This window comes from Caballeronia sp. M23-90 (genome assembly GCF_053574605.1).
Map to the genome: position 1 here is coordinate 1 of NZ_JBSIPA010000150.1, position 13,201 is coordinate 13,201.

General features: G+C 59.5%; 10 protein-coding genes and 1 pseudogene. 5 read left to right on the forward strand and 6 right to left on the reverse strand.

Features of this window, described 5'->3' with window-relative positions:
* Positions 1 to 465: 465 nt before the first annotated feature.
* The gene (gene norR, locus ACRXB1_RS16400) at positions 466 to 2,055 is read right to left on the reverse strand and encodes a nitric oxide reductase transcriptional regulator NorR (protein WP_449492574.1); all 1,590 of its coding nucleotides are present in this window, start codon (positions 2,053 to 2,055) and stop codon (positions 466 to 468) included.
* Between the two features lie 113 nt (positions 2,056 to 2,168).
* Here norR and hmpA point away from each other — a divergent pair, with 113 nt between their 5' ends.
* Positions 2,169 to 3,350: an NO-inducible flavohemoprotein gene (gene hmpA, locus ACRXB1_RS16405; RefSeq protein WP_449492575.1), complete on the forward strand. Its 1,182-nt coding sequence runs from the start codon at positions 2,169 to 2,171 to the stop codon at positions 3,348 to 3,350.
* A 137-nt stretch (positions 3,351 to 3,487) separates the two neighbouring features.
* On the opposite strand, the gene ACRXB1_RS16410 is transcribed toward hmpA, so the two are convergent.
* From ACRXB1_RS16410 to ACRXB1_RS16420, 3 genes are all read right to left on the reverse strand, one after another.
* The gene (locus tag ACRXB1_RS16410) at positions 3,488 to 3,814 is read right to left on the reverse strand and encodes a DUF4148 domain-containing protein (protein WP_449492576.1); all 327 of its coding nucleotides are present in this window, start codon (positions 3,812 to 3,814) and stop codon (positions 3,488 to 3,490) included.
* A gap of 259 nt (positions 3,815 to 4,073) precedes the next feature.
* Positions 4,074 to 5,534: a YncE family protein gene (locus ACRXB1_RS16415; protein WP_449492577.1), complete on the reverse strand. Its 1,461-nt coding sequence runs from the start codon at positions 5,532 to 5,534 to the stop codon at positions 4,074 to 4,076.
* Positions 5,531 to 5,956, reverse strand: coding sequence for a DUF305 domain-containing protein (locus ACRXB1_RS16420; RefSeq protein ID WP_449492580.1), 426 nt, complete (start codon positions 5,954 to 5,956; stop codon positions 5,531 to 5,533). Before ACRXB1_RS16420 ends, ACRXB1_RS16415 begins: the two co-directional genes overlap by 4 nt.
* A 277-nt stretch (positions 5,957 to 6,233) precedes the next feature.
* Between ACRXB1_RS16420 and ACRXB1_RS16425 the strand changes: the two genes are divergently transcribed.
* The 3 genes from ACRXB1_RS16425 to ACRXB1_RS16435 are packed head-to-tail and all read left to right on the forward strand — an operon-like array spanning position 6,234 to position 10,211.
* A complete protein-coding gene (locus ACRXB1_RS16425) occupies positions 6,234 to 6,689 on the forward strand; it encodes a (2Fe-2S)-binding protein (protein WP_062170689.1) in 456 nt (151 codons plus the stop codon).
* 1 nt (position 6,690) lies between these two features.
* Positions 6,691 to 8,925, forward strand: coding sequence for a xanthine dehydrogenase family protein molybdopterin-binding subunit (locus ACRXB1_RS16430; RefSeq protein WP_174362783.1), 2,235 nt, complete (start codon positions 6,691 to 6,693; stop codon positions 8,923 to 8,925).
* A gap of 8 nt (positions 8,926 to 8,933) precedes the next feature.
* A complete protein-coding gene (locus ACRXB1_RS16435) occupies positions 8,934 to 10,211 on the forward strand; it encodes a c-type cytochrome (RefSeq protein ID WP_449492578.1) in 1,278 nt (425 codons plus the stop codon).
* Positions 10,212 to 10,248: 37 nt separating this feature from the next.
* Here the strand turns inward: ACRXB1_RS16435 and msrA are convergent, their stop codons facing one another.
* Positions 10,249 to 10,989: a peptide-methionine (S)-S-oxide reductase MsrA gene (gene msrA, locus ACRXB1_RS16440; RefSeq protein WP_062170683.1), complete on the reverse strand. Its 741-nt coding sequence runs from the start codon at positions 10,987 to 10,989 to the stop codon at positions 10,249 to 10,251.
* Positions 10,990 to 11,122: 133 nt separating this feature from the next.
* Positions 11,123 to 12,382, reverse strand: coding sequence for an ArgE/DapE family deacylase (locus ACRXB1_RS16445; RefSeq protein ID WP_449492579.1), 1,260 nt, complete (start codon positions 12,380 to 12,382; stop codon positions 11,123 to 11,125).
* A gap of 264 nt (positions 12,383 to 12,646) precedes the next feature.
* Between ACRXB1_RS16445 and ACRXB1_RS16450 the strand changes: the two are divergent.
* A pseudogene (locus tag ACRXB1_RS16450) lies at positions 12,647 to 13,099 on the forward strand (kynureninase); the annotation flags it as partial.
* Positions 13,100 to 13,201: the final 102 nt, after the last annotated feature.

A 13,201-nucleotide genomic window follows, 5' to 3' on the forward strand; every position in this document is an offset into this window, starting at 1 on the left:
GACGCCTTTTCAGCAGGCGGAGCGCCGGCCGCGAGCGCACCCGCGCTCGATACCGCGAGCAGCACTAATGAAATGACGACGCTGCGAATGCCCACCGTTGTGTCCTCAATCGGGTTTTTGTGTCTGTAGTCATGGGCTACAGCGATTTCTTATACGACGCTATTTGTTGGCCTGGACTTTAAACTTGCTTGAGTGCGGCATCAGCGAAGCTTAAAGCACTTAAAGCTTTTTGCCGAGAGCCAAGATTCACATGACCCCGCGAATTATTAATCATTTAAGTAATGATTCGAAAGCCCGAAATGAAGAGCCTTGACGTTCAATGATCGAGATCAATAAATGCGCGGAATTTCGCTTGAACGAGGTCGAATTTTTTAAAGTAATTCGTTAGCGAAATTTGGATCAAAAACGTATGCAATCGTTCGAGCGTTGGTGTGCTGAAACGATGGCATCCATATGACCAAAGTTTCATTTAAGTCCAAGACGCCTGGCAAGCCGGTTGAGGTTGGCCCGATCCAGCTGCAACTCACGCGCGGTGGACGCCCAGTTCTGATTGTTGCGCGCCAATGCGTTCTGCAGGACCGTTCGCTCAAACGATGTGACCGCCGTGCGGAAGTCCTCTACCGGCGTTCGAGGCGTGGGAGCCTCCACCTTCGCGCTTTCCTGTTGGGCATCGTCGAGTCCGAGGTGAGCCGCAGTCAGGCTCAGGATACGCGGCGGCTCAGCTTGAGACGCAAGCGCTTTCAATGCGCTGCGGCCAACCAGATGTTCGAGTTCGCGCACGTTGCCGGGCCAGGCGTAGTCGAGCAATGCAGCTTGCGCATCGCTTGAAAGACGCAAACCCGACAGACCCAGCCGCGAGCGGTTTTCTTCGAGGAAACTCCCGGCCAGCATCAATACGTCGCGGCCACGCTCGCGCAACGGTGGCACCCGCAGCGGATACACACTGAGCCGATGATAAAAATCGGCTCTGAGCCGCCCCGCTCGCACCTCTTCCACGAGGTCGCGATTGGTCGCGGCAATCACGCGGACATCCACCGTATGGTCGCGATCCGAACCTATGCGCTGAAGCTGGCCGTTCTGCAGGACGCGCAACAGCTTTGCCTGCACGCTCAGTGAGAGTTCGCCGACTTCGTCGAGGAAGAGCGTCCCGCCATCGGCGAGTTCGAACTTGCCGCGCCGGTCCGCAGACGCGCCCGAAAACGCGCCGCGTACATGCCCGAACAATTCGCTCTCGACCAGCGTATCGGGTAGCGCCGCGCAATTCAGGCTGATCAGCGGTTTGTTCGCCCGCGGGGACGCCGCGTGAATCGCATTCGCAACGAGCTCCTTGCCAACGCCGGTCTCGCCGGTGATCAGCACGGTCAGGTCGCTTCCGGCCACGATGCCGATCTCCTGGATCATGCGCTTGTGCGACTTGCTGTTGCCGATCATCGTGCGACGGCTCTGGCCGTGCGCTTGCCTGTACGCCTCAGCACGCCGGCGTTCTTCCTCGCTGGTCCTGGCCAATGTATCGATGCGTTCCACCACGCTGACTGTCGCGGCCGCAAGGCTCAGAAAAGCGCTGAGCGACGACATGTCGATGCTGTCGAAGCGCGCCGGATCGAGCGCATCGAGCGTAAGCAGGCCCCACGGTTGCCCGTTGATCACGAGCGGACACCCAAGGCAATCGTGAACTTCGAGATGACCCGATACCGCCTGGACGAGTCCGTCGTAAGGATCGGGAAGATCGGAATCCGACGCGAACCGCGTAGGCCCGGTGTTGGCGAGCAGTTGCACAAAGCGCGGATGTTCCGCGACACGAAAGCGGCGTCCGAGCGTATCCATGCTCAGCCCTTCAGTCGCCAGCGGCACCAGCGTGTCACCTTCCAGCCGCAATAAAGCGGCGGCATCGGCGGGGAACAGCGTGCGCATGGTCTGCAGCAGGCGCCTATAACGCTCGGCATCGGAGAGATCGCGCGACAGATCCTGCATCAGCGGCACCAGCGCATCGAGCAGGAGCCGCGAGGTCATATTGACTTCATCCCGAGTCTTTTTGACAAGAGTCTTTCTAACCATCCAGTTTCGCAAGCCATTGATTTCAATAGGGTGCAAGTGTGGCATGAAACTTGGATAAAGAGGCATAGCTGCCTGATTTGTGCCGCCCAATCCACCAAAAAAGGAATTCCGCCATGCTTTCTGCAGAACACCGTGCCACCGTCAAGGCGACCGTCCCGCTTCTTGAAACCGGCGGCGAGGCGCTGGCCACACACTTTTACGGGCTCCTGATGAACGAGCACCCGGAAGTGCGTCCGTATTTCAACCAGGCGCATCAGGCGAGCGGCGCGCAACCGCGCGCACTGGCCAACGGCGTGCTGATGTACGCCAAGCACATCGATCAGCTCGAACAACTCGGCGATCTGGTTTCGCAGATCGTGAATAAACACGTCGCGCTCGACATCCTGCCCGAGCACTATCCGCTGGTTGGCTCTTGTCTGCTTCGATCCATTCGTGAAGTACTCGGCGCAGAGATCGCCACCGATGCCGTGATCGAAGCATGGGCTGCCGCTTACGGCCAACTCGCGAATCTGTTGATCGGTCTTGAGGAATCGATGTACGTCGAGCGTGAAAACACGCCGGGAGGCTGGCGCGGGACGCGCTTGTTCCGCGTCGCGCAAAAGGTTGTGGAAAGCGACGAAATCACATCGTTCTATTTGCGCCCGGATGACGGCGGAGAACTGCTCGCCTTCCAGCCAGGCCAATACATTGGCGTGCGACTCGTTCTCGACGGCGAAGAAGTGCGCCGCAACTATTCATTATCGGCAGCGGCAAACGGCCGCGAATATCGCATCAGCGTGAAGCGCGAGCCTGATGGCCGGGTATCGAAGCATCTGCACGAAAATCTCAAAGAGAATGACACCATCGAACTGCTTGCGCCCGCGGGTGACTTCAAGCTGAAGCACACTGACAAACCGCTCGTGCTGATCACGGGCGGCGTTGGCATCACACCCGCGCTTGCAATGCTCGAAGCCGCGCTTGAAACCGAGCGCCCCGTGTATTTCATTCACGCTGCACGCAATAGCGGTGTTCATGCGTTCCGTGATTTCGTCGATGCACAGGCGGAAAAGCATCCGCGATTGAAGCGTTTTTATTGCTATTCCGAATCGCGTAATGGGGATGCGCCGGCCCATGGCACAGGTTATCTCGATGAAGCGCGACTCGCAAAATGGCTGCCGGAAACACGTGATGTAGACGCTTATTTCCTTGGACCGCTACCGTTCATGAAAGCGATGAAACGGACGTTGAAGGCGCTGGGCGTGCCGGAAGCGCAGACCCGTCATGAATTTTTCGGGCCGGCAGCGGCGCTCGAATAAGGCATGCCGTGTAATTAGTCATTTACTGCTCGCTCGACGTTCGCTCAGGCGAATGCGATTGATTGTTTTTCATGTCTGCATTCGCTTAAGCGAGTGAGCGCCCTGCGTCGTGCCTTTGATCAACGAGGAACTGCGAATTACGAACCCGCATAGATATTGCAGAAGCTGACCGGGCCGACACACGCATCACGCCCTTGCGATCCCGTCACGGGCATGCGCGGTGCGCTCACGCTGGAGCCGGACGCAACACCGCCGTACGCGGCAGCGCTTTCCTGACGATTGGCAAACTGACTTTGAAAGGCGGGGCTGACGTCCGGATACGACGCATCCGTCACGTACTCCGAACCATTTTGTTGCGCTTCGACAAGCTGCTGGCGCACTTCGGCGCGCGTGAGTCCCTGGGCGAAAGCGGTCGATGAAACGAGGACAGCGGCGGACACAGCAAACAGGGCAAGTTTCTTCATTTTCTCTACTCCGGTTGATTGAGGTATTCCAACCTTGTTTCATGCGGTTGGTACAAGGGCTAACCCATTCTTCGCTGTGTTTATTCCTGCGATCTCGAAAATTTGTTCGCGATTCTCGAAGCACGAGGCACTCGCTTTCATCGTGCTGACGGATTGCGAGACTGCAAGCGTTTAAGACATACATGGGGCTTATGAAAAGGCCGCTGGAAGCTTCGGCTTCCAGCGGCCTTGAGCCTGCTTGTTGTTGAACAGATATTGCTTAAAGGGCCTGCACTTGCACCGCTGCTCCCGGCACGCCCGACGTCTGCGGGGCGATCACCAGATAACGCCGTTTGTCGCTGGCGGTGTTGGCGCCAGGCACGACCACTTGCCTGATCTGGCCAATAGCGTTGACGATCGCAGACCCCGCTGGATTCGTCATGAACTTCGCAAGCGATTCGATCTTGCCGCTGCCATCGGGGTTATCGGAGAGTCCCAGCACGTAGGGCGACTTGGGCTCCAGGCCCGTCGCCGACGCCTGCAACACTTGCAGCAAGCCCTGGTCGAAGAGTGCAACGCTGGTTGGCGCACCACCGCTTGCATTGCCACCACCCACCGCCACCATGTTCAAGTGCGCGGTTTCGCCTGCAAGCCCGAGCGGTTGCGTATTCTGCGTACCATCGCCTTCAGGCACCGCGTCAGGCACGTATGCAACCGCTTGCGGCGCCTGTCCGATTGGAACGGTCGCGATGACCTTGTTCGTCAGCGTATCGATTGCAGCCATGGCGTCGGCGTTTTCCAGTCCAACGTAGACACGGGTGCCATCGCCCGATGGCCAGATGCCGTGCGGCAGCTTACCGACATCAATAGTCGCGACCTGCGAGAAGTCATCGGTGCGGAACACCTTCACCTGATTCAATCCGCCGACCGTCACATAGGCGAACGTGCCGTTGGCGTTATGGACGATGTTCACGTGATTGGTGATCGGACCTGTATCGATCACCTTGAGCGTGGCGAACGGCGGGTGTGCATCGAACACCTGCGTCTTGCCGGTATCTTTCAGCGTGAACCAGACTTGCTTGCCATCGGGCGTCGCCGCGATGTTCGGGCAGAACGGGCTCACCTGCGTGACCTTGCCGACAATCTTGTGATCCGCCACGGAGACGACATCGACTTCCGGATTGAACGACGAACAAACATAACCGTATTTGCCATCGGGCGAGAAGATCTGCATGCCCGGACCCGCCGGCGTAATGATGCGGGTCTTCTCTCCGTAGGTATGTCCATCCAGGACGGACACATAGTTTTCGCCGCGCACTGTCACCCAGACTTCGTTGCCATCGGGCGTAAAGAACGCTTCATGCGGCGCTCGGCCGACATAGGTCACGTGCTTGACCGCGTTCGTCTGGGTATCGATGAACGAAACCGAATTCGAGCCGATGGACACCACCGCGATCGTCTTGTGATCGGGCGAAAAGCCCATGCCGTGCACAAGCACCTGGCCCTTGTACAAGGGGCTGAAATTGCCCGGCGACGGATCGCCCAGACGGATCACGCCGACCAGCTTGTTGTCGACGGGATCGGTGACCGAGACGGTATTGGAGAATTGCTCGGCGGCATAAACGCGATCGTGATGGCGGATCGCCATGTCGGGCGCGGACGCAAGTCCGGGCGCCTGGCCTGCAAACGCAAGCGATGAAACAGCGCTCAATACCGCGCAGAACACATGGGATTTTTTCATTTCGACTCCTGTTGCATGCGCATGGACGACGGCATGGGCATGGTCATTGTTGTGGGTGAAACGGTTGAAGCGGGTGCTTGCCCTTGATCCGGCGCAGGCGCCGAAGGCGGCAATGGCTGGCCCAATGCAAGGCGCATTGCGATGATTTCCTGCTGCTGCTCAACGACGATTTCCTGCGCGATGCGTCGTAGCTGCTCGTTGTGCCCATAGCGCAATTCCGCCTGCGCCATGTCGATGGCGCCCTGGTGATGCGGCAGCATCATGGCCACGAAATCGTGATCGACGTCGCCGCTTGGCTTGATCGTCATGGCGTCCATCATGCGCGTCATTGCTTCGTCGTTCTCGGCGCGAAATGGCGCTTCGGCGCTTGTTTGCGACGTATCAGCGGCATGCGCGGGCAGGACTCCCAGCCCCAGGGCCATCGCAGCAGCAACAGGAACCGCCGCCAACGCAACACAGCGAGCGCGCAAGGCAGTAAGGAAATTGGAAGACATGATGTGCACCTCGTACGAAGGCTTGAAAGGACGGTAATGCCAGCGCTAACCCATTGGCGAAAGGTTTATTCCAGAATATTTTTGCCAAGTGACAAGCGCCATTTATGGACTTGATGTGAATTTGGCGAGATTCGTCGTAATCTTGTATAAGAAGTTGCGGCGAAGACGGACCCAAAAAAAATCCCCACGACAACTGGAGTTGTAGATGACCACCCTTTCCATAAACGGCGACTCTCATACGGTCGATGCCCCACCCGACATGCCCTTGCTCTGGGTGCTTCGCGATCTCGTGGGTCTCACAGGTACAAAATTCGGCTGCGGCATCGCGCAATGCGGCGCATGCACGGTCCATCTCGACGGCGTGGCCGTGCGCTCGTGCGTGCTGCCGATTGCGGCCGTGGGAAACCGCAAGGTCACGACCATTGAAGCGGTCAGCGCCACGCCCGCCGGCAAGAAAGTGCAGGACGCATGGGTTGCGCTGGATGTCGTGCAGTGCGGTTACTGCCAGTCGGGTCAGGTCATGTCGGCAGCCTCGCTGATTGCCTCGAACCCCGATCCGTCCGATGCCGAAATAGACGCCGCCATGGCCGGCAACATCTGCCGCTGTGGAACCTATAACCGCATTCGCGCCGCCGTCAAGCACGCTGCCAAGGGAGCGTGACATGTCGCGAGGACTGCTGGAAGCACAAAATCGCCGCGCGCCTGCCGGCGTGAACCGGCGTATGTTTTTAAAACTCGGCGTGTCGGTTGGCGCGGCAATGGGCGGTGGCCTGATGCTCGGTTTCAGCCTGCCGGCCGCAAGCCAGGGCGAAGCGCCCAAGGGTAAGTCGGTGATTGGCGGCGATGCCAACGAGGCGCCGCAAAGCGGTGTGTTCGAACCGAACGCATTCATCCAGATCGATGCAACCGGCAAGGTCACACTGGTGATTCCCAAGGTCGAGATGGGCCAGGGCATCTACACGTCGATCCCCATGTTGATCGCGGAAGAACTGGAAGTGCCGCTCGACAGCGTGGTGATCGATCACGCACCGCCCAACGAAAAGCTTTTCACGGATCCGTTGCTCGGTGGTCAACTGACCGGCGGCTCGACGTCCATTCGCTATGCGTGGAAGCCCATGCGCCAAGCCGGCGCGACCGCACGCGTGCTGCTGATCTCCGCCGCGGCGCAACAATGGCAGGTCGAACCGGCAACCTGTCATGCCGAACGTGGCGAAGTGGTGCATGCGGCAACCAGCCGGCGCATTGGCTACGGTCAACTGGTGGATGCCGCATCGAAACTTCCGCCACCGCAAAACGTCACGCTCAAGGATCCTAAGGATTTCAAAATAATCGGCACCGCGCAAAAGCGCCTGGATTCGCCGGAGAAGGTTGACGGCACGGCGGTGTTCGGTCTCGATGTCCGCTTGCCCGGCATGGTGTATGCCGCAATCGTGAACAGCCCGGTGTTCGGCGGCACGCTGGTTTCAGTCGACGATACCAACGCGAAAAAGATTCCCGGCGTGCGTCAGGTGATCCGGTTCGACAACGGCGTGGCCGTCATCGGCGACCATACGTGGGCCGCAAAACGCGGCGCCGCTGCGCTCGATCTGAAATGGAACGAAGGCCGCGGTGCAGACTTTTCGACAGCGAAGGTCGTTCAGCAACTCGCGGATGCATCGAAGAAAGACGGCGCCGTCGCTCGCAAGGACGGCGATACCAAGAAGGGTTTCAGCGACGCCAAGACCCGCGTCGACGCCGTGTACCAGCAGCCTTTCCTTGCCCACGCGACCATGGAGCCGGTGAATTGCACGGTGTCCGTGCGTGCCGATGGCTGCGATATCTGGGTCGGCACGCAAGTCCCCACCCGCGCCGTCGATACCGCCATGAAAATCACCGGCCTTTCCGCCGACAAGATCACCGTGCATAACCATCTGCTCGGCGGCGGTTTTGGCCGGCGGCTGGAAACAGACTTCATCGAGCAGGCGTTGAAGATCGGCAAGCAGGTCGGCACGCCCGTGAAGGTCACGTACACGCGCGAGGAGGACGTCCAGCACGACATGTATCGCCCGTATTACTACGACGTGATCTCGGCCGGCCTCGATGCAAACGGAAAACCCATCGCCTGGCAACACAGGATCGTGGGCTCGTCGGTCATGGCGCGGTTCGCACCGCCCGCCTTCAAGAACGGGCTCGACCCGGACGCAGTGGAAGTCTCCGCCGACCTGCCCTACGACTTGCCGAATCAGTTCATCGACTATGTGCGCCAGGAACCCATGGACATTCCCACCGCGTTCTGGCGCGGCGTAGGTCCGACGCGCGGTACCTTCGTAGTCGAAAGTTTCATGGACGAACTCGCGGCTCAGGCCAAGGTCGACCCGGTAAAATATCGGCGTGACCTGCTCGGCAAGACACCGCGCGCGCAGAACGTGCTCGATGTCGCCGCGCAGAAAGCCGGCTGGGGCACCGCGTCGCCGAAGGGTCAGGGCCGGGGTGTATCGGTCATGCACGCGTTCGGCAGCTTCTTCGGCATGGTGGTCGACGTAACCGTGGACGGCGACGGCGAAGTGGCCGTCAATCGCGTGGTATGCGCGGTCGATTGTGGCATGGTCGTGAATCCGAATACGGTGGAAGCGCAGATCCAGGGCGGCATCATCTTCGGCATCACGGCGGCGCTTTATAGCGAGATCACGATCAAGGACGGCCGTGTCGAGCAAGCCAACTTCACCGACTACCGCATGTTGCGGATCGACCAGACACCCCCCATCGAGGTACACATAGTCAAGAGCAGCGAAGCGCCCGGAGGGATCGGCGAACCGGGGACGGCAGCACTCGCCCCCGCGCTGACCAACGCGATCTACGCCGCTACCGGCAAACGTCTGCGGCAGTTGCCCGTGGGCCGTCAACTGCTGAGCGCGTGAGGGCACACATGATGATCAAACAACTCGTTTCTGCGATCGCCCTCACCTTCAGCTTGCCCATGCTTGCGCATGCTGCTGCGCCGACAGACGACCCGCTTGTCGCCCGTGGTGCGTATCTCGCGAAAGCCGGCGATTGCGTGGCTTGCCATTCCGCGCCCAAGGGCAAACCGTTCGCCGGCGGCCTGCCCATGACCACGCCCATGGGGAAGATCTACACGACCAACATCACACCGGACCCGCAGACGGGCATAGGCAACTGGACCGAGGAGGATTTCGACAAGGCGGTGCGTCAGGGGGTATCGAAGGACGGACACAATCTTTATCCGGCGATGCCCTATCCGTCCTACACCAAGGTTCGCGATGACGACGTCAAGGCGCTCTACGCCTACTTCATGAAGGGCGTGGCGCCGGTCAACCAGGCAAATCGTGCGCCGGATATTCCGTTCCCGCTCAACATGCGCTGGCCGCTCAAATTCTGGAACATGGTGTTCCTCGATAAAGGCGTTTATCGCGACAAGGACGGGAAAGACGTTGCGTGGAATCGCGGTGCGTACCTGATCCAGGGACTCGGGCATTGCGGCTCATGCCATACGCCTCGCGGTATTGCGTTCCAGGAGAAGGCGCTCGATGAAAGCGGTGGCGCATGGCTTACGGGCGGCGTGCTGGACGGCTGGTTTGCATCGAACCTGACTGGCGAGCATAACGTCGGTCTGGGGCGCTGGTCGGATGCGGACCTGACCCAGTTCCTGAAGACCGGAGCGAACGCGCATGCAACGGCGTTCGGGTCCATGACCGACGTGATCAACCACAGCACGCAAGGCATGAACGATCAGGATCTGGCCGCCATGTCCACCTACCTGAAGTCGTTGCCGCCAGCGGGTGGCACCAACGCGACCGCTTACGCATACGATGCGAAGGCGACCACGGCGCTGCTCGTGCATCCCGCCAACGATGCCGGCGCGAAGGTCTACACCGCCTACTGCATGCATTGTCATGGCGTGGACGGCAAGGCGTTCGCCCCGCTGCTCGCACCGCTTGCGGGTAATCCGAACCTGATGGAGAAGGATGCTTCGTCGTTGATCAACGTCACGCTGAACGGCACGCAGGATCTCGTGATCCAGGGCATTCCGGCCGCGTACCCGATGCCCAAGTACGCACCGGTCCTCAGCGATCAGCAAATCGCCGATGTGCTGACTTTCATTCGCGCGGGCTGGAACAACGGCGCGCCTGCCGTTGCACCGGCTGATGTTGCGAAGCTGAGAAAATCGACGCAAGCTGCGCAGTGAAGAATGGCGGCGGATGAAGTATCTGCCGCCATTTTTCTTATTCCGATGCTACCTTCAACAACACCGGCTGGTCCCGATAATACGTCGGATACAAACGCTTGAGATTTTCGACCTTGGGCAGATCGTTGATCGCAATGTAAGGCGCATCCGGGTGCAGCGTCAGGTAATTCTGATGGTAAGACTCGGCCGGATAAAAGCCCTTGAGCCCGTCCGTTCGCGTCACGATCGGCGCTGGAAACGCATGCGCTTTGTTCAACTGCGCAATATAGGTTTGCGCCACCTGCTTTTGCATGTCGTTCGCCGGAAAGATCGCCGAACGATATTGCGTGCCGCTATCCGGGCCTTGCCGGTTGAGTTCGGTCGGATCGTGCGCAACCGAAAAATAGATCTGCAGCAACTGGCCGTATGTGACTTTGGTTGGATCGTAAGTGATCTGCACCGACTCAGCATGACCGGTCTGGCCGCCGCTTACGGTCTCATACTGCGCAGTACTTGCCTGACCGCCCGCGTACCCGGAAACTACTTTCGTCACACCATTGACGTGCTGGAACACGCCCTGCACGCCCCAAAAGCAGCCGCCAGCCAGGACAGCGGTTTCCTGATGCGTGGCGCCCACGGGTTCATCGACTGCGGGAGGCGCCAGCACGACCGCTGCTTCAGAAGAATGTGCAACGTGCATCGAAAGGAACAGGACGGTCGCGCCCAGGCTGATTGCGCTTAGTAAGCCAGCACCGCGCGAGCGCAGGGTGGCCAAGGTTTTTTGCTTCGGGACATTCATGGTGAGCCTCCGGGTTCGGGGCGCTTTGCGAACGGCGCAAGCCGCGCGCAAAGCGCCTTTCGCATCATGTTAGCGCGACCGGCAGACGATAAATGCTTGATGACAAAGATGTAATCAAGAGGTCAGAGAAGGGTCAATTGGATGAAAGCGACTCTTGGCCCGGGTAGAGCAGGTCGCCGAGCGCGATCGCAATGTTTTTGGTCGCAATCTTCAAGTCGTCGAGCGCCACCCGTTCATCCGCGCGATGTCCATTCGCCTCGAGCAGCGTGCGCGGCCCCGCGCCGTAAATAACGGTCGGCACGCCTGCCTCGCAATACAGGCGGGCATCGGTGTAAAGGGGAACGCCTTCGGTTGAAATGTCGCGCTGCAATGTAACGCGGGCCGCGCGTTGCAGAGCTTGCGACAGGCGCTCGGCGCCATCGAGTGAACGCAGCGGAGAAGTGACGAGCACTTCCTCGATATCCACGTCGATCCCCGGCAAATCTTTCGCCGAGGCCAGGATCACTGACTTGAGCTCGCGCAGCACGTCTTGCGTGTTTTCTTCGGGAACTACGCGGCGATCAAGCCGAAGTGTGACTTTGTCGGGCACTACGTTCGTATTGATGCCGCCCTTGATCAGGCCGACCACCAGCGTCGGATGTTCGATGCCCGGCGTATTCGAGCGGATATCACGCAATTGCGCGCGATGTGCATAGAGCGCATTGAGCACCGCAGTCGCGGCTTCCAGCGCGTCATGCCCCGTATCAGGACGTGCGGCGTGCGCCGACTTGCCGCGCACGGTGACTTCGAGGTGGATTGCCCCATTGTGCGCGGTCGTGATCGCGTATGAAAAGCCGGCGCAAATCGCGTAATCCGGCTTGACTATGCCCTGCTCCAGAAGCCATCCGGGTCCTATCAGGCCGCCGGTTTCCTCATCGTAAGTCAGATGCAGCTCGATGGTGCCTGCCAGCGCCGCGCCGCTGTCGATCAACGCTTTCAGCGCGAACGCATAAGTCGCAAAATCCGACTTCGATACCGCCGCACCACGCCCGTACATGAAGCCATCACGGATCTCGGCTCCATAAGGCTCGGCGGTCCAGCCATCGCCCGGCGGGACGACATCGCCATGCGCGTTGAGCGCAATCACAGGTCCCGCGCCGAAGCGATGACGAATCACGAGGTTCGTTGCGCTGATCATGCCGTTGCGGTGGACGTCGTTTGCGGGAACTGCGTGGCGCTCGACCTTGAAGCCCATCTGCTCGAGCCATTTCGCGGCCATCTCGGCGTGGTCCGCGCAGTCGCCCGGCGGATTGTCCGATGGTTTTTGCACGAGCGCGGAAAGGAACGCGACCTCCAGGTCGAACTGGCTGTCGACGCGGGCCATCAAGGTTGCGGCAAGGGCGGAATGGGTCATATGTGCGAATGAGTGTCGGGTAAGGGCTGCAAGCCCAAAGCGATCTGGAGCTATAACCACCAGCTTAGCGGACTCGAAGCGCGACTTGCTAGCCACAGGCAAATTCCGCACATAACGGACCGCGTTGAATAACTCTCCTTTAGCAACCAATTAAATCGAACATTGTTGCGGGGCCACGCTAAGGCCGCGCTCCTTTTGCAATCATTTAAAGGCGTTTCTCGGCTAAGCTTGACCTCACTTTCACCAGATTCAATGAGCACTTCAATGAACCACCGAGACGACGCCGCAGCACTGGACCATAACGACCCGCTAGCCGCCTTGCGCGAACAATTCGCGCTGCATGACGGCGTGATCTACCTGGACGGCAATTCGCTCGGCGTGCCGCCTAAGGCCGCCGCTTCACGCGCAGCGGAAATCATCGCGAATGAATGGGGTGACGGCCTGATCCGCTCGTGGAATACGGCAGGATGGTTCGCTTTACCCAAGCGACTTGGCAACCAACTTGCGCCGCTGATCGGCGCTGCGCAAGACGAAGTGGTCGTGACCGACACCATTTCCAGCAATCTCTTCAAGGTGCTCTCGGCTGCTTTGCGCGTGGCAAACGAGCGCGATCCCATGCGTCGCGTGATCGTTTCGGAACGCTCGAATTTCCCTACGGATCTCTACATTGCGCAGGGTTTGATCGAACAACTTGACGTTGCCCGCGAATTTCGGATCCCTTAACTGAGTGAGATTATGCCACCCGTTGGTTCTGGGCAGCGTACCAGTCCCGCTCGAACTGCATCGGACTGACGTAGCCCAACGTCGAGTGCAAGCGCG